This is a genomic window from Hymenobacter sp. 5516J-16 (assembly GCF_022919335.1).
GTDB lineage: Bacteria > Bacteroidota > Bacteroidia > Cytophagales > Hymenobacteraceae > Hymenobacter > Hymenobacter sublimis.
Genome location: NZ_CP095058.1, coordinates 2,094,429 through 2,110,556 on the forward strand (window position 1 = coordinate 2,094,429; position 16,128 = coordinate 2,110,556).

Annotated in this window: 15 protein-coding genes and 2 pseudogenes; 4 read left to right on the plus strand and 13 right to left on the minus strand. The window is 60.7% G+C overall.

The genetic code is table 11. The features are described 5' to 3' along the window. Nucleotides 1-165 precede the first annotated feature (165 nt). From MUN84_RS10425 to MUN84_RS10440, 4 genes are all read left to right on the plus strand, one after another. Nucleotides 166-852, plus strand: a complete 687-nt coding sequence (locus tag MUN84_RS10425) for a zinc dependent phospholipase C family protein (protein ID WP_244698141.1) — start codon at nucleotides 166-168, stop codon at nucleotides 850-852. After that, complete coding sequence (locus MUN84_RS10430) at nucleotides 798-1,157, plus strand: hypothetical protein (RefSeq protein WP_244698144.1); 360 nt, start codon at nucleotides 798-800, stop codon at nucleotides 1,155-1,157. Before MUN84_RS10425 ends, MUN84_RS10430 begins: the two co-directional genes overlap by 55 nt. A gap of 256 nt (nucleotides 1,158-1,413) precedes the next feature. Continuing rightward, the gene (locus MUN84_RS10435; protein ID WP_244698146.1) at nucleotides 1,414-1,785 is read left to right on the plus strand and encodes a DMT family protein; all 372 of its coding nucleotides are present in this window, start codon (nucleotides 1,414-1,416) and stop codon (nucleotides 1,783-1,785) included. 203 nt (nucleotides 1,786-1,988) lie between these two features. Further along, nucleotides 1,989-4,325 carry a patatin-like phospholipase family protein gene (locus tag MUN84_RS10440; RefSeq protein WP_244698149.1) on the plus strand — a complete coding sequence of 779 codons (2,337 nt, stop codon included), beginning with the start codon at nucleotides 1,989-1,991 and terminating at the stop codon, nucleotides 4,323-4,325. A 206-nt stretch (nucleotides 4,326-4,531) separates the two neighbouring features. Here MUN84_RS10440 and MUN84_RS10445 read toward each other — a convergent pair whose 3' ends face one another. From MUN84_RS10445 to MUN84_RS10505, 13 genes and pseudogenes are all read right to left on the minus strand, one after another. Next, entirely contained in the window at nucleotides 4,532-5,380 is an 849-nt protein-coding gene (locus MUN84_RS10445; protein WP_244698152.1) for an MIP/aquaporin family protein, read from the minus strand. A gap of 87 nt (nucleotides 5,381-5,467) precedes the next feature. Next, on the minus strand, nucleotides 5,468-7,477 hold the full coding sequence (pulA, locus tag MUN84_RS10450) for a type I pullulanase (RefSeq protein WP_244698153.1): 2,010 nt from the start codon (nucleotides 7,475-7,477) through the stop codon (nucleotides 5,468-5,470). Between the two features lie 50 nt (nucleotides 7,478-7,527). Continuing rightward, nucleotides 7,528-8,271 (minus strand): alpha/beta fold hydrolase, encoded by a 744-nt coding sequence (locus MUN84_RS10455; RefSeq protein WP_244698163.1) that lies wholly within the window; start codon nucleotides 8,269-8,271, stop codon nucleotides 7,528-7,530. Between the two features lie 83 nt (nucleotides 8,272-8,354). Next, nucleotides 8,355-8,906: a TlpA family protein disulfide reductase gene (locus MUN84_RS10460; protein ID WP_244698165.1), complete on the minus strand. Its 552-nt coding sequence runs from the start codon at nucleotides 8,904-8,906 to the stop codon at nucleotides 8,355-8,357. Nucleotides 8,907-9,215: 309 nt separating this feature from the next. After that, nucleotides 9,216-9,467 carry a hypothetical protein gene (locus MUN84_RS10465; RefSeq protein ID WP_244698168.1) on the minus strand — a complete coding sequence of 84 codons (252 nt, stop codon included), beginning with the start codon at nucleotides 9,465-9,467 and terminating at the stop codon, nucleotides 9,216-9,218. Between the two features lie 26 nt (nucleotides 9,468-9,493). After that, complete coding sequence (locus MUN84_RS10470) at nucleotides 9,494-10,678, minus strand: M16 family metallopeptidase (protein ID WP_244698170.1); 1,185 nt, start codon at nucleotides 10,676-10,678, stop codon at nucleotides 9,494-9,496. Between the two features lie 8 nt (nucleotides 10,679-10,686). Further along, on the minus strand, nucleotides 10,687-11,178 hold the full coding sequence (locus MUN84_RS10475; RefSeq protein ID WP_317239211.1) for a M16 family metallopeptidase: 492 nt from the start codon (nucleotides 11,176-11,178) through the stop codon (nucleotides 10,687-10,689). Beyond that, entirely contained in the window at nucleotides 11,091-11,399 is a 309-nt protein-coding gene (locus MUN84_RS10480; RefSeq protein ID WP_244698822.1) for an insulinase family protein, read from the minus strand. Before MUN84_RS10480 ends, MUN84_RS10475 begins: the two co-directional genes overlap by 88 nt. A 227-nt stretch (nucleotides 11,400-11,626) precedes the next feature. Continuing rightward, nucleotides 11,627-11,980, minus strand: a pseudogene (locus MUN84_RS10485) (M16 family metallopeptidase); the annotation flags it as partial. Further along, nucleotides 11,977-12,126 carry a hypothetical protein gene (locus MUN84_RS10490; RefSeq protein ID WP_244698172.1) on the minus strand — a complete coding sequence of 50 codons (150 nt, stop codon included), beginning with the start codon at nucleotides 12,124-12,126 and terminating at the stop codon, nucleotides 11,977-11,979. The gene MUN84_RS10490 and the pseudogene MUN84_RS10485, both read right to left, overlap by 4 nt. A gap of 266 nt (nucleotides 12,127-12,392) precedes the next feature. Next, on the minus strand, nucleotides 12,393-13,730 hold the full coding sequence (locus MUN84_RS10495) for a family 1 glycosylhydrolase (RefSeq protein ID WP_244698185.1): 1,338 nt from the start codon (nucleotides 13,728-13,730) through the stop codon (nucleotides 12,393-12,395). 93 nt (nucleotides 13,731-13,823) lie between these two features. Further along, nucleotides 13,824-15,514, minus strand: a pseudogene (locus MUN84_RS10500) (GMC family oxidoreductase). A gap of 132 nt (nucleotides 15,515-15,646) precedes the next feature. Next, complete coding sequence (locus MUN84_RS10505) at nucleotides 15,647-15,997, minus strand: gluconate 2-dehydrogenase subunit 3 family protein (RefSeq protein ID WP_317239212.1); 351 nt, start codon at nucleotides 15,995-15,997, stop codon at nucleotides 15,647-15,649. Between the last annotated feature and the right edge of the window lie 131 nt (nucleotides 15,998-16,128).

Sequence of the window (16,128 nt, forward strand, 5' to 3'; positions counted from 1 at the left end):
AGCACAACTAAAAAGAGGAAGAGCAGTGGTTCCAGATGCTGGAGCTTCTGCTCTTCCTCTTTTTGGTTGCGCTGGCTTCGCTGTGTTCTACTTTCGCGAAGTATTTCGCAGCTTTACTAAAGTTTATCCTTCTCTACTTATGCCTATTTGGGTGCTGCATTGCTTATGACAACGTGTTCTTATTCAGCCCTGATTCGATATGCCATTATTATCATTCTGATTAACACGCTTCCTGGAACGGCGTGGGCCTGGGGATTTTTCGGGCATCGGCTGATTAACCGGCTGGCAGTGTACACGTTGCCGCCCGAAATGATTGGGTTCTATAAGGCCAACATCGACTACCTCACTGATAACGCCACCCGACCGGACTCCCGGCGCACGGTAGTGCCAGGTGAGGCGCCGCGCCATTTCCTCGATGTGGATGTGTACGGCGACTCGGCCATCTACAAGCTGCCCCGCTCCTACCCCGATGCCGTGGCCCAACTCGGCGAAGATTCCCTGCTCCGGCACGGCATCGTGCCCTGGCAGGTGGCGCGCATGAAGGGCCAGCTCACGGCCGCTTTCCAGGCTCATGATACCGACCGAATTCTGCATCTCTCGGCCGATATGGGCCACTACATTGCCGATGCCTGCGTGCCCCTGCACACTACCCACAACTACAACGGACAACTAACTGGGCAGCGGGGCATTCATGCCCTTTGGGAAAGCCGGCTGCCGGAGCTGCTCAGCAGCGGCTACGACTTCTTTACCGGTCCCGCCCCTACCTCGACCGACCCACGGAAACTATCTGGGGCGCTGTGGGCCGCTCCCACGCCGCCGTCGACTCAGTGCTGCGCCTGGAGCGGGAGTTAAGCCAAAAGCTGCCCGACGACCGGAAGTACGGCTTTGAGCAGCGTGGCAACCTAACCGTGCGCACCTATTCCCGCGACTTTGCCCGGGCCTACCACCAGCGCCTGAACGGGCAAGTGGAGCGGCAGATGCGCCTAGCCCTGCGCCTGGTGGGCGCTTTCTGGTACACGGCCTGGGTAGATGCCGGTCAGCCGGACCTTAACGCGCTACCCCGCACGCCCTCCGAGAAAGAGCAACAGCGCTTGGCCTTGGAAGCAAAGCAGGCTGAGCAGCCACCTAAAACTGCCGTAGCAGGCCACGAGGACTAGGGCATGTGACCGGTAAGAACGTTTAAATGCAAAAAGCACGCGTCCTGCCGGGGCGCAGCCGAAGCGTCTTGCGTGCTGATGTGGTAGCAGTAACTCAACAGTTCGTGCAAGATGCTTCGGCCACGCCTCAGCAGGACGCGTGCTTTGGGCTGACGGCTCTTAGGGCTTGACATGCTCAAAAACGATTCTTAGTGCAAAGGAGTAGATGTTTGCGTAGCTGTTTCCTTTGCCTGACCAACTGCTTCTGCCGCGCCTCATGAAAAGCTTTGCCACCATTGCCTTGCTGCTGATTTCCAACTTGTTCATGACGTTTGCTTGGTACGGACACCTGCAGTTCAAGAAAATCAGCTGGTTGCATGGGCTGGGGCTGGTGGGCGCTATCCTGATTAGCTGGGGGCTAGCTTTCTTTGAGTATGTGTTTCAGGTGCCGGCCAACCGCATCGGGTTTGAGGAAAACGGAGGGCCCTTCAGCCTGTTTCAGCTCAAAGTCATTCAGGAGGTAGTTTCCCTGACGGTGTTTACGCTCTGCGCCGTTTTCATCTTCAAAACCGACAAACTCGCCTGGAACCACCTAGTTGGCTTTGCCTTACTAGTGGCAGCCGTGTACGTCATTTTTAAAAAGTGGTAAGCCGGAGGCGGGGGTAGCACCAAGCAGCTAAGTAGGAGCCGAAGCCACCACCGTAAGGCGGAGCTTGCCACTCCAGCCAGCCCCAGGCACGGTTGAGCGGGCAGCCGCTGCTTTTCGCCGGGCTGTCGGCAACTCCGCTTCTGCGTATGCGTAGGAAACGCGCCCCGTAGCTGGGGCCTTTCACGTTTTATTTCCCTGACTTTATGTCGAAAAAATACAATGCTGTAGCGTTGCTTTTCCTGTGGTTGCTGAGCATACACGCCGTTCAGGCCCAGAAGGTGGGCCTCGTGCTCAGCGGAGGCGGGGCTAAGGGCCTGGCCCACGTGGGCGTGCTGAAGGTGCTGGAGAAGAACCGAATCCCGATTGACTACATTGTGGGCACCAGCATGGGCGCCATTGTGGGCGGCATGTACGCGGCCGGTTACTCGCCCCGCGAAATCGAGGAAATTGTGCTTAAGCCCGAGTTTCAGGACTGGGTGGCCAACCGCCCCCTCGAAGGCAAAGTGTTCAACTTCTACGATGCTGACCCCTCACCAGCGGCTCTGCACCTGGGCTTGTCCATCGATACGGCGTTTCGCACCCGCGTTACGCCGCGCATCATCAACGACGCTACCCTGAACTACGTGCTGGCAACCATGCTGGCCCCGGCCGGCGCCATATCCAATTACAACTTCGATAACCTATTCGTGCCCTACCGGGCCGTGGCCTCCGAGGTGTTTACCCGTCAAAAGGTGGTACAGCGCAGTGGCTCCCTCTCCGATGCCGTGCGTAACTCCATGGCGTTTCCGCTGGCTTTCCGCCCCATTCGCCAGGAAGACGGGCGCTACCTCTTCGACGGGGCCGTAGTCGACAACTTCCCGACCGGCGTTATTCGGCAGGAATTCAAGCCCGACATCATCATTGGGGTGAACGTGGGCGACGTGGCCTACCGCAAATACCCCAAGGAAAAGGACGACCAGTTGTTAACCAGCACCCTCGTCTTTTTAGGTTCTAATGCCGCTGACACCCTTTCGGTGGGCCCGAATGGCATTTTTATTCAGCCGGACATAACAGATTACACCGCCGCCGACTTTGGGCGGGTGAAGCGCCTGATTGCCTTGGGCGAGCAAGCCACTGAAGAAAAGCTGGCCCTTACCCTGCAGCGTATTCAGCGCCGCGAAGACACCGTAGCCTTGCAGCAGCGCCGCCTTGCGTTCCAGCAGCGCGCCCCCAAACCCGATTTCACCCGCATTACCGTGCAGGGCCTGCCCCGGCAGCAGCAGGAGTTTGTGCGCCGTTTTTTCCAGCGTAGCGGCTCTACCTACACCCCCAGCGACGTGGAAGAAGGCTACTTCCGCCTTGTCAGCAACGACTTCTTTACCAACGTGTACCCGCGCATCCGGTACTCGGAGGAGCAGAAAGGCTACGGACTGAGCATTGACGCGCGCCAGGCCAACAACCTCACCGCCGACCTAGGTGTGCTGCTTTCCTCACGCTCCATGAGCAACTTTTACCTGGGCGGCGCCTACCGCTACCTTAGTCGCTACCTCTATACCGTGCGGGCCAATGCCACGGTGGGTCGCTTTTACAACGCAGTGCAGGGCTCGTTCCGGGTAAGTGTGCCCGGCCAGATTCCGCTGTATTTTGAGCCCATTGTCACCTTCAACAACCTGAACTACCAGGATACCGGCGGCCTACTAGGGCAGAATGCCGAAACCAGCCAGCTAGTGCAGCGTGACCTGAAAACGGCCCTTAACATTGGCATCAGCCCCAACTACCGCAGCCGCTACGTGCTGGACATTGGCGCCTTCACCAACCGCGACCGGTTTGCTAACACCAGCGAGGTAAGCAGCACCGATGAGTTGGACCTGAACCGGTTTCAGGGCATTACGGCCGGCCTCCGCTTCGAGCGCAACTCCTTGAATGCCCGCCAGTACGCTACCAAAGGCCGCCGGGCCGAGTTTGCGCTGCGTGGCATCACGGGCCAGGAAAAATACGACCCCGGTACTACCGCCAACGAGGTAGAGGGCCGGACCAAAAACCAGCGCTGGGTGAAGGGCTCCTTGTTTGTGGAGCAGTATTTCTCGCTAAGCAAAACGGATTCCGTGGGGGCCAAAACCAACGCCTGGGGCTACCTGCTCGATGCTGTAGCCAGTACCCAGGGCGCGTTTGCTACCTACCGCTCTTCCCTCACAACCTCCGCCGCTTTCCTCCCCCTGCCCGACTCCCGCACCTTGTTCCTGGACAATTACCGGGGCACAGCCTATGCTGGTGCCGGCCTGCGCTACGTGAAAGGCGTTTTCCGGGGCGTAGAATGGCGCTCTGAGGCGTTTGCACACGTGCTAGTGCGCCCTTGGAAACAAGCCTACGACAATCCCGTGCTGGTACGCCGTTCCAACAGCGTGAGCCGCCCCTACCTCACCTTCATGACCGGCCTCGTCTACCAGACGCCCGTCGGCCCGCTCTCCGTACAAGCCATCCACTACGACGACCCAAACCACCGTTTCGGTGTCTTCGCCCACATCGGCTACGTTCTCTTCCGCGACCGGTCATTGGAGTAAATAGTGAAATGGTGAGTCGTCATGGCGAGGAAGCACGACGACGCCATCTGTCCTGGCCAATGGGTTACCCTTAAGAAGTGACAAGCCCTACCTCCGTGCTGGAAGTAAGGGCTTGTTGCATTATCAGGCTTGTCACAAGGAGAGAAAGGATGGCGTCGTCGTGCCTCCTCGCCATGACACGGTACTTCAATCACTCATGCACGAACTCACCACCTCACCATTTCACTTCTCTTCCGGATAAACTGGCGGCTCTTCGCCGGGGTGTGGGGCGAGGAGGGGCCGGGCGTGCAGCCGGCCAGGATGGCGCAGTCGAGGTCTTCACCGTGGTACAAGCGGCGGAACAGCACCGTGGCCAGCCACATGGCCAGGGGCGGCGCTACCCAGTACAGCCACAGGCCCCGGTAACTTCCGGCGGCTACCGCCGAGCCCAGGGTGCGCGCGGGGTTCAGGCTCATTCCGGAGTAGGGCGTTTCAAAAACAATGTAAAGCGCCAGTAGAGCCCCGATCAGCCAGCCGGCCCGCTTTTTCCAGGTGGCCGAGTGCAAGGCGGACAGCAGCACAACCATCAAGATAAAGGAGATGATGAACTCGGCGGTAAAGGCCAGGAAATCCCCCTGCGGTCCGGGCTGGGTTACGGTGAAGTTGACGCTTGGGTGGGCGTAGAGGGAGCCCAACGCCCCTTTCAGGAATTGCCCCGCTCCTAGCGCGCCGGCCACCTGAAATAGCACGTACCAGATGGCATCGGGGGTGCGCAGCTTGCCTAACTGCCAGAAACCCAGCGTAACGGCGGGGTTGATGTGGGCTCCGGAACGCTTACCCCAGGGGCTGTAGACAATCAGTACTACCACCAGGCCCATGCTCAGACCTAGCAACCAGTGCCGCACCTGCTCCTGGCTGCGCAATGCTTGGTGCAACGGGGAGGCCGGGTGCTCCAGCCCAGTTGTCAGCAGGGCGGCGCAGGTCATGAAAAAGGCAATGCCCGCCGCTTCCGCCAGGTAATGCGCCCAATGACGGCGCAGGGCGGCAAGCAGGCGGGCAGCAAACGATACGGACATGCAGTGGGAAGTGGGACTAGCCTAGTGAAACGCCGCCAGCCCCGCGCGGTTACTACCGTCGAGCTGAGCTAGCGGGGCGGTCAGGGCCTAGGGTTGCACCAGAATCAGGGCCGAGGAGGCGGGCACTTCTACCGTCATGGTTTCGCCGGCGCCCTCTACCGTCCTTATTCCCTGGGGATTGATTTGGTCTTCAGCCACTACCACGGAGTAGCGGCCACCCGGAATGGGTAGGCGGGCGGCCTGGCGGTTGCCGTTGAACAGCACCACAATGGTACGCCACGCGTCGCCGCCGGCATGATCTTTCAGTTGGTAGCCGATGGTAGTGGCCGGCAGGTTGGGCAGGAACTCCAGATGTTGCTGAACCAAGGCCTGGGTAGGTAGCCGGAAGGCCGGATGAGCGCGGCGCAGGGCAAGTAGCTGGCGGTAAAATTCATAGACGCGCGAGTACTGCGCCTTGCGGGCCCAGTCGAGTTGGTTGACGCTGTCGGGCTGGTTGTAGGAGTTATGGGAGCCGCCTTTGGTACGCAGAAACTCGTCGCCGATGGGCAGGAAGGGCACACCTTGGGAGGTAAATACAATGGTGTTGCTAAGCAAATCCAGCTTGATGAGCTCGGCTTCCGAGGCGCCGGGGTTACCCACGGTCAGCTCGTCCCAGAGTAGGCGGTCATCGTGGCAGGCCACGTAGTTGATGGCTTGGGCGGGGGTAGTGGCCCAGGGCGCTTTGGCGTAATTTACCTTGTTGTAGTCGAGCTGCGGATGCTGGGTAGCGCCCACAATGCCAAACTTCACGCTTTCCTCCTGCCCCGGTTGTCCGCCCACAAAGCCTGGGTCGGCGGGGCGCGACACGCCACCTTTCACCCCGTCGCGCAGCTCGTCGCCGAAAGCGGCAATGCGGTCCAGCTTGCCTACGTTGGCTTTCAGGGCCCGCTCGGCTTCGGGCAATGGGCTCGGGCGGGCCGTCCAGCCCTCCCCGTACAGGAAGATGCTGTGGTCAATCTGGTCGAGGGCCACACGCAGGGCCCGCATGGTGCGCAAATCCAGGATGCCCATCAAGTCAAACCGAAACCCATCGACGTGGTACTCGCGGGCCCAGTACACCACCGACTCCACAATGAGCTTGCGCACCATGGGCCGCTCGGAGGCAATTTCGTTGCCGCAGGCCGCCGCATCAGATAAGGAGCCGTCGGGGTTATGGCGGTAGTAGTAGCCGGGCACAAGCTGCTCAAAGGAAGTGCGGGCAACGTCGGTGGTGTGGTTGTACACTACATCCAGAATCAGCCGCAGGCCCCGCCCGTGCAGGGCTTGGGTTACTTGCTTTAACTCCCGGATGCGGGCGGCGGGGTCGGCAGGGTTGGTGGCGTAGGAGCCTTCCGGCACGGAGTAGTGCAGCGGCTCGTAGCCCCAGTTGTAGCGGTTTTCGCTCAGCTTGCTTTCATCAATGGAAGCAAAATCATTGACGGGCAGTAGGTGCAGGTGGGTGATGCCCAGCTCCGTGAGGTGGTCGAGGCCCGTCTTCACGCCGGCGGGGCCGCGGGTACCGGCCTCCGCTACGCCCAGGTACTTGCCCTTGTGCTGAATGCCGGATTGCGGGTGCATGGACAGGTCGCGCACGTGGGCTTCTCCGATGACGATGTCGGTGGCTTGTTTCAGCTGGGGGCGCAGGTCCTCTTCCCACCGGGCCGGACTCACAGTGGCGGGGTCGAGCAGGGCGCCGCGTTGCCCGTTCAGACCCACGGCGTGCACGTAGGGGTCGGGCACCTCCGCCATTTGCCGGCCCTTGATGGTGGCTTGCACCACGTAGAATTGCCCCGCCGGCTGGGCCGGCAAGGTGTACAGCCAGGTGCCGCCCGTCGATTTTTGCATGGCGTACTCGGCTACGGGCGCGCCGCCAGTGCCCTCGGCATACAGCTTCAATTGGAGCTTTTCGGCCGTGGGCGCCCACACCCGCAAGCGGGCCTGGCCCCGGGTAAAGGTCAGGCCGAGGTCGGGCCCCTCGTAGGTAGGCAGCAAGGCGTAAGTATCCGCGACGCGGGCGGTGCGGCAGGTGGTGAGGGTGCTCACGGCAAGCACTAGGGTAAGGAAAGACCGAAACTTCATAGGCCCCAAGTTCGGCATTTTGGCGTGGAGCGCGAAGCGCCGGTGCGGGGCTACAACCGGTGGGCAAAGGCCCGCAGCAGCTCGGCAACTTCCTCGGGTGCTTCGTAGGGTAGCAGATGGCCGGCACCGCCAATAATTTCCAGGGGCGTGCCCACTGGCAGCAGGGGTAGTGTTTCCAGCCCGTGCACCGACGGTGACATCACATCATCCTGGTCGCCGACGATGATGGTGCAGGGCACGCGCACGTTGCCCATCTGGGCGCTGAGGTCCTCGCGGCTGCCGTGTAGTAGCCAGGCATCCCAGGCCAGGCGGGTGCTGCGCAGATTATCGTCCAGAATTTGCTGGTGCAGAGGTTCGGGCAGGGTGCGGGCGGTTATTTTCTGGAATGTTTTTTCGGCTTCTGGGCGCTTGCCATAGGCCCGCAGGCTGGCCATTCGGTCGGCATCGGTCATGGGCTCCGGGCTGGGCGGCGAGGGGCTCAGCAGGGCCACTCCAACTAGGCCGGCGGGTTGGTGGGCGGCCAGGGCCAGGGCAATTTTGCCACCCATGCTGTGGCCCACCAGCACGTAGCGCCCTACCTCATTCTCGGCAATGAAGCTTTCCACCTGCCGGGCATACGCCCCCACCGAATAGCTACTGACGGCAGGCTCCGGCGCCGCACCAAAGCCCAGCAGATCAGGCGCTAACAAGGGGTAGTCGGGGGCTAGCAAATCGGCCACTGGTTGAAAGGCGCGGCCGGAGCCGGCCCAGTAGTGCAGGCCAATAAAAGTAAGCGCGGGAAGAACAGCAGGCATAGTTGAAGCAGCAAAGTAGGTGGCCCGCACGGCTGAGCTTGCGGGCCGCAAACGGGGTAGCTGCTGTACGTAGGCGTACTGGGTTACAGCCGGGCTGAACCCGCAAGTTTCTCCAGGGCCGCCCGGAACTCGGGTGTGTCATAGTCGGCCATGCCCTCGTGACGGGCCGCAATCTGTCCATCAGGCCCCACGATAATGGTGGTCGGAATGGATTCAGACTCGAAGGCCGGGGGTAGCGGGGCGGCGGGAAAATAGGCAGAAAAGGTGTAGCCCTTGCGAGCCATCAGGCGGCGCGCCTTCTCCGGATTCTGGTCAAACGAAATCATCACGAACGCCACTTTTCGCTTATCTACTTGGTTGTAAAGCTTCTGCAAACCAGGCATTTCGGCCACGCAGGGCGGGCACCAGCTGGCCCACAGGTTCACCAGAAGTACCTTGCCCTGCAAGTCGCGCAGGTTGGCCGGCTTGCCATCCAAGGTCAGCAGGGGCACGTTGTGCGGGTAGGTGCCGGCCGTGGGTTGGGCGCGGGGCATAGGCGCGGGCGCAGGCAGGGTTGGCCGCCACAAGCCGGTAGCCAGTAGCCCCCGCTGCACCCCACCGAGTACTGGCGTGCGCAAATCAGTAAAGAGAACCACCAGCAAGGCAATAAGCCCCATCCACTGGATTAGCGTACTTGCTGTCGGCTTTGAAAATTGCATAGGATGGGTTGTCGGGTGCTGGGTGCGGCAAGATAGCGCTACTGCCGCCTACCCTGCCACCGACCGGCGCTACCGGTTCGGGTAAAGCGTGACCGGAGAAGAAAGTTTGGCGGGTAAAACTACACACGGCCGCTCCTGATGCCTGGGGCGGCCGTGTGTAGTAGGTAGTTTGACGAAGAGCGGTGGCGGCTGGGCACTGCCGCCTGGGATGCTCCTAGTTGCCCGCAGGCCTGCGCCTAGAGGGCTTTACATGGCTTTCTTCCGCGTGGCCTGGAATTTTTTGATTTGGGGGTCGATGATTTTCTTGTCGCCGACTACCACGATAGTCATGGCTTCGGGGCGCACGTATTTGCGGGCGGTTTCGCTGACTTGCTGGGGCGTCACGGCGTTGATGTTCTTGACCTGCTCCGTGAGGTAGGAATCGGGGAGGCCGTGCAGGTCCAGGGTGTTAAGCTGGCCGATGATGCCGCCCGGCGTGGAGTTGCGCAGTACAAACAAACCCGACTCGTAGTTCTGGATGCCTTTCAGCTCCTCAGTAGTGGGCGGGTTTTCTGCAGGCGCTCAATCTCGTACACGATTTCCTTGAGCGAGTTGCCGGTTTCCTGGGTGGTCACGTCGGCGTTTTGGCTCCAGTTGCCGGCACGGTAATGGGTTTCTACGAAGCTGTAGGGCGAGTAAGTATAGCCCTTGTCCTCACGGATATTGCGCGTAATGCGCGAGCCGAACGAGCCGCCAAGCAAGGAATTCATTACCCGCACCTTCATGTAGTCGGGGTGCGAGGGGTCCACGACGGGCATCCCAATGACGATGGTAGACTGGGGCGCGCTGGGCCGGTCCAGGGTCAGCACATCGGGCCGGATTTGGGCTTTGGCAATTTCAATGTGGGGCACCGGGCCTTTTGCCCACTCGCTCCAGCTTTTGGTAATGGCCTGGCGCAGAGCACCCTGGTCGAACTTACCGGCCACGTACACGCTGGTGCGCTGGGCCCCGTACTGGTTCTGGTAGAAGGCTTTTACCTGCTCCAGGGTCAGGGCATCAATGGCGGCATCCGTGGGCAGGGGGCGGCCGTAGGGGTGGCTACCGTAGAGGGAGGCGGTGAACTTTTGGCGGGCCTGAGTGCCGGGCTGAGCGCGGGCCAGGTTCATCTGGCGCTTAAAGTCCGCCTTGATGCGGGGCAGCTCACTGGCCGGCAGGGCGGGGTGCTGCACCACATCGGCTAGCAGCGTAGCCAGCTCAGGCGCGTACTCCGAGAGGCAGGAAGCCCACAGCATGGTTTGGTCTTGGCCCACTGAAACGTTGAGGGAGCCGCCCATGCGCGCTACCTTATCGGCTAGCTGGGTGGCGTTGAGCGTGTTGGTGCCTTCGTTCAGGAGCTTGCCCAGCACGTCGGCAATGCCTACTTGGTCAGGGGCTTCGTGCACGTTACCGGCCTGAATAGCTACCATCATCGTCACTTTGGGCACCTGGCCGTAGGGTACTAGCTTGGCCGAAAGCCCATTGGGTAGCTCAAACTCTTCCTTGGCTGGCAGGGCAAAATCACGGGGCGTGCCACCGGGCGGCGGGGTTTCCTTGGGCGTTGCCGGGGCCGGGGCGGCAACTGGCTTGGCTGCCGTCGTGGCTTTGGCGGCTGGTTTGGTTTGGGCGAGAACTGCAGGTGCGGTACTCGTTAGGAGGGCGGCGCTGAGCAACCCGAAATAGAGCGTTTTCATAAGTCGGGTTAACTTTTAGCCAGTGGGTTTACAACAACAATGGTCCGGTTGGTGGGCCGCAGGTACTCCTGAATGGTGTGCTGCATGACCTCGGGCGTGATTTTGCGGAACTCGCCTTCGAGCGTATTGATGCGGGCCGGATTGTTATCAAACAAGGCAAAGGCCGCTAGCATGTCGGCCCGCCCGAAGTTGTCGGAGCCGGAAAGCTGGTCGTAGAGGGTAGAGCGGAGCTTGACTACCGCCAAATCCAGGGTCGATTGGTCGATGCCGCCTTTGGCCAAGCGGTTGATTTCCTGGTCCAGCACACTCACTACGGAGTCCGACTTCACGGTCTGGTCGTAGGTCAGGTTGCCCATCCAGAGCATGGGGCCGGCATAGTTGAAGGCATTGCCGAGGTAGTTGATGCCTCCGCTCACGTCGTCGGTGAGGCCGCGCTTCTGCACCATAGCCTGGTAGAGGCGGGAGTCTTTGCCCTGCAGCAGAATCTGGTCGAGCAGGATGAGGGCGTAATACTCGGGGTGTTGCGCTCGGGCATGTGGTAGGCAAAGGCCAGGGCAGGCTTGGTGGCCAGCTTATCGTCCTTGGTGAAGCGCTGTTCCTTTTCCTGGCGGGGCTCCGTGAGGTCGGGCTTGGGCGGCTGGGCCACGGCCGGAATCCCCCCGAAGTACTTCTGCACCCAGGCTTTGGCTTCGGTCGGTTCAAAGTCGCCGACGACGGCCAGGGCGGCGTTGTTGGGGCGTAATAGGTTTTAAAGAACTGCTGGGCGTCCTCGAGGGTAGCGGCGTCGAGGTCTTTCAGGTCGCCGTAGAAGTTGTGGGCGTTGTTCCAATTTTTGTTGGCGTACTGGGGCATGTCCAGCCACGGAAAGCCGCCGTAGGGCTGGTTGAGCACGTTCACGCGCACCTCGTTTTTCACTACCCCCTGCTGGTTGGTCAGGTTGGCTTGCGTGATGGCCAGCCCGCGCATGCGGTCGGCCTCGGCCCACAGCATGGTTTCCAGCTTGTGGGCGGGCACTACCTCAAAATAGTTGGTAAAGTCGAAGCGGGTAGAGCCGTTCAGAATGCCGCCGTTTTTCTGAATCAGCTGAATAAATTCCATCTTGCCCAGGTTCTGGGAGCCCTGAAACATCAGGTGCTCAAACAAATGCGCAAAGCCGGTACGGTTACGGGGCTCGTTGCGAAACCCAATGTTATAGTACGCCGCTACCGTGGCCGTTGGGGCGGTGTGGTCAGGAGAAAGAACGACTTTCAGCCCGTTCGGCAGGGTGTAGTACTCCACCGGAATCTGAAAGGACGACGTCATTGCCTGGGTGGGGCGGCCTCAGCGGTAGGCGACGGGGTAGTGCTGGTCGTAGCCACGGAGGTAGCCTTGGGGCTGCAGGCACCAAGGGTCAGCAGGAAGGCCGTGCCCCAACTCAGGGCATAACCTATCGGGGGTAGTGGTTTCATAATCAACAGGTAGGAGTGGTGAAGTATCCGGGGTTGGCCACAACCTACACAATCTGCCGCAAAGAATTAATCCTACTCTATATAAGGAAAACAAATAATCAACGAACCGGGCGCAGCCGGGTATTGGCGGCCGGTTTTCGTCAATGAATACCCAGCCAGGGTAAGCCCGATAACTTCCTATCGGTGGCTTGCCTGTATTCCAGCAAGAAGGGCCTGGCTCGTTGCCTCCGGAAACGAACGCCCAGCTATCCTTCTACCAGTTAACCTTATTTCTCCACTTTCAGCGTGGCGGGGCGAGTGGTGAATTCAAACATTTCGCCGTGGGGCATGATGGTGATTTGGCCAAATTCGCGGATCATCATTTTGTAGCTCTTCCCCACGGGCCTGATCTTCCGGTCGAGGTCATAAAGGCCGCAGGCATTGACGCTCAGGCGCTTCTCGGCCAGACTGATGTCCCAATCGAGTTGGTCGAGGAGGCTGTACCAGGTGAAACCAACCACGGGCACGCCATCTTGACGGATGCGCTGCACGTTCACCCATTGCTTCCAGAGCCAGCATTCGGCGTCTTTGGCGTTGAAGGTGTTGGTTTCGGTGTGCATCACGGGCTTGCGGTACCGCTCGTAGTATTGGCGCGTCATGGTGTACCAACCCAGCACGTCTTCGGCCGCGCACCAGTCGCCGTTGGGCTTGATAATCCGCTCGTTACGCCCGTAGTAGTCGTTGCCCATGATTTGGTAGCCGGGCGGCTCCCCGGCCATAAACCAGTCCAACTCCTGGCGGGTCAGGCCATTATCGAGGCAGTATATCAGCACTTCCGAGTCGATGGGGTGGGCGTAAAGCAAGTCCAAGGACAGAAACCGCAGCTTATTAAGCAGGCAGATTTCCGGGGTTGGCACGGCGCGCATCTCGTGCACATACTCCGCCGATTCACTTTGCACGATAATACAGTCGGGGCGGTACTTGGCAATCTGCTGGTTGCCCATGATGCTGGCCGCCGCAATGTGCTTCATGGCCGTAATAAAGGCACGGTCGTCGCGGAGCTGCTCGTTCCAGATACCATCCTTGGCGGAGGCCCGGGCCGTGACGTAAATCTCGTTGACGGGAGTATAAAAGCGCACCCAGGGGTAGCGGCGGGCCACGGCTCCGCAGTACTCCGCGAAGTGTACCGGCAACTCCGGGTTCTGAAAGTTGCCAATCCAGTCGGGCACGCCGAAGTGCATCAGGTCCAGAATGGGCGTGATGCCCAGGCGCTTGATTTCGGCCATGGCCTTGTCGGCAAAGTCCCAGTCGAACCGGCCCGGCGCCTTATGAATTAGGTAGTAGGGCAGGTTGTAACGCAGCACTTTGAGCCCCAATTCCTTAACTAGGGCCAGATCTTCCTTATACCGAGTGTAGTGGTCAGTTTCGGCCAGCAAATCGCGCCGAATGGTGCCGTTGGCAATGGTGGGGTACGAGCACTCAATGCCGGTGGCAAACATGAAGTTACCCGCGTTGCCAGTAGGTAGGCCGCTGCCATCATGCCCCGCCGCGCCGCCATGCTCGTCGCCCTCATATAGGCCGTCGCCGAAGTTGTCTTTGATGTGGGTTAAGAAGCTTTTGGCCATTGGGCAATAGGGGTCAGGTGGCAGATGTTAGTACAGAGTGCGTTGAAAATGGGCATATGCTGACAACTGACAGCTGGCACCCGACAACAGAAATCACCTATCCAGCCGCTGCTGGGCGGCCAGGAATTTGTCGGCGGTGCGTAGGCTCAGGGCCATGATGGTAAGGGCCGGATTAACGCTGAGGGCGCTGGGAAACACGGAATTGTCGCAGATGTAGAGGTTGGGCACGTCGAAGGCACGGCCTTCGGGTTAACTACTGCATCGTCGCCGGAGAGGCCCATGCGGGCCGTGCCGATGGTGTGGGCGTAGCGCTCATAGGCCCAGATGTCGCGGGCGCCGGCGGCCTCCCAAATCTGGCGCATGAGCTTTTCAGCGTGGGCGTTCATGCGCTGCTCGTTTTCCTGGGCCGTGAAATGCACGCGCGGCTTGGGCAAGCCACGCACGTCTTTTTCGTCGGCCAGTTCCAGAAAGTTGTTCTCGTGGGGCAAACAGTCGCCGAGGATGTTGATACCGGCGGTATGGTTATAGCTGCGCATGTAGTCGCGCAGGGGCTGGCCCCAGAGCTTGCGCTTGCGGGCCATTTGAGAGGCAAACGTAACGGGCATCACGCCAATGCTTTGCAGCAGGTAGCCACCCACAAAATCGGCATCTGGTGGCCGGTGGGTATCCTCTGAAATCAGCCCGCCCGGAATACCCTTGTAGGGCCGGATGTCCTCCTCGAACGTGCCCCAGACTTGCATACCAGGGTGGGCCATGAAGTTTTTGCCGACCTGCCCGCTAGTCAGGGCCAGCTCGTTGAGCAGCAACAAGCGGGGCGTTTCTACGGCCCCGGCGCACAGAAACAAGTGGCGGCAGCGCTGGCGTTTTTGCTCCCCGTATTGGGTGTAGACTACCGCCGTCACGCGGCCCTTGGCGTCTCGCTCAATTTCGGTTACAAAAGCATCCGCCCTGATTTCGGCGCCGTGGGCCTCGGCTAAGGGTAGGAAGGTGACGTCCATGCTGGCCTTGGCCCCGCGGTTGCAGCCAGCCTGGCAGAAGCCCCGGTTGGTGCAAGCCTCGCGCCAGCCCACCCCCTCCTGGTAGTAGCGCGCCGACAGCGCCGCATTAGCAGCCGGCGACGTTTGGATGCCTAGGCCTGCGCAGGCTTTCTGCATGAGTAAGGCGGCCCCGTTCAGAGGAAGCGGCGCCAGCGGGTAGCCCGTGCGACGCGGCGGGTCCCAGGGGTAGGGCGTGGGTCCACTAACGCCCAGAAAGCGCTCCAGCTCCTCGTAATACGGCTCCAGCTCCTCCACACCAAAAGGCCAATCAACCCCCTTGCCGAAGTCGGTGAACAGGCGCAGGTCGCCGCGGTGGGCGCGGGGCGTGTAGGCAGTGTAGTGCAGAGTAGAGCCGCCCACGCCGGTGCCGGAGTTGTTGTTGCCAAAGGCTACCGGGTTCTGGCCCGCCGACAGGCGTTCATCGTTCCAGAACAGGAAGTGCTGGGCTTTTTCGTCGGTGGCGTAGTCGCGGGTAGGGTCGCGGCGGGGGCCGGCTTCCAGGGCTACTACCTTCAGGCCGGCCATGGCCAGGCGGGCCAGTAGCGGCGCACCGCCGGCTCCGGTACCAATCACCACGCAGTCCACTTCGTCCACGGGGTCGGGCAGCGGGGCCGGCTGCTCCTGCTCAACGGGTGCCTGGGCGAGCAAACCATCGTTTTCCGCCAGGATGCTTTTCAGCAACGGATCCTGTATTTCTGGTTTCGCGGGATTCAGAACGCCTTCCTCCAGAACTTCTTCGTCGGGCATAAGGGAGAGGTAAGATTATGAAACGGTGGAATGGTAAGCTCGTGAGCTAGTGGTTTTTCTGGGCTAACGGCGTGTGCTGCGCCACTGACACTGCCTAGGTTCGTGGCACGGAAAACTCAACTGTTCAACCGCTTACGGTTTCACCTCCTCCGGCTCGCGGGCCTCCAGCTGGTTGGGTTCGATGCGGTGCCAGCCGGGCACGTCGGCCATGCCCACGTACCCAATTTCTTCCTGGGCCAGCGGATGGGAATAGTAGGCCTCGGCCAGCTCAGCCAGCAATTCCTCAAAGAACCGGTCGATGGGCAGGTGCTGCCAATTTTCGCCGGGAGCAGTGCCGTTAGCCACGGCCGCCACAACCTGATCTTGCTGAGGTTCAGACAGGTGCCCGAAAGGCCGTTGAAACAGAACCTGAGCCGCCTGATTGATGCCCCCAGGCCCAGACGGTAGGCTTCCCGGTCGGGCGGCATGGCATCGTAGCGCCAGCCATCGGAGTCGCCCTGGGCCAAGCGCTTGTCTACCACCGGGGCTAGTTCAATAGGCTCGGGGCGCTCCGGCTGAGGATAAATGCGCGCCGCTACCGCCCGCAGGAGCTCGTACGTAGCCTCATCAAAAAA

Excerpts from the sequence above, each read along its gene's own strand:
- MUN84_RS10425 (WP_244698141.1), top strand. The coding sequence starts at position 166 with ATGACAACGTGTTCTTATTCAGCCCTGATTCGATATGCCATTATTATC.
- MUN84_RS10435 (WP_244698146.1), top strand. The coding sequence starts at position 1,414 with ATGAAAAGCTTTGCCACCATTGCCTTGCTGCTGATTTCCAACTTGTTC.
- MUN84_RS10440 (WP_244698149.1), top strand. The coding sequence starts at position 1,989 with ATGTCGAAAAAATACAATGCTGTAGCGTTGCTTTTCCTGTGGTTGCTG.
- MUN84_RS10445 (WP_244698152.1), bottom strand. The coding sequence starts at position 5,380 with ATGTCCGTATCGTTTGCTGCCCGCCTGCTTGCCGCCCTGCGCCGTCAT.
- pulA (WP_244698153.1), bottom strand. The coding sequence starts at position 7,477 with ATGAAGTTTCGGTCTTTCCTTACCCTAGTGCTTGCCGTGAGCACCCTC.
- MUN84_RS10455 (WP_244698163.1), bottom strand. The coding sequence starts at position 8,271 with ATGCCTGCTGTTCTTCCCGCGCTTACTTTTATTGGCCTGCACTACTGG.
- MUN84_RS10470 (WP_244698170.1), bottom strand. The coding sequence starts at position 10,678 with ATGAAAACGCTCTATTTCGGGTTGCTCAGCGCCGCCCTCCTAACGAGT.
- MUN84_RS10490 (WP_244698172.1), bottom strand. The coding sequence starts at position 12,126 with ATGAAACCACTACCCCCGATAGGTTATGCCCTGAGTTGGGGCACGGCC.
- MUN84_RS10495 (WP_244698185.1), bottom strand. The coding sequence starts at position 13,730 with ATGGCCAAAAGCTTCTTAACCCACATCAAAGACAACTTCGGCGACGGC.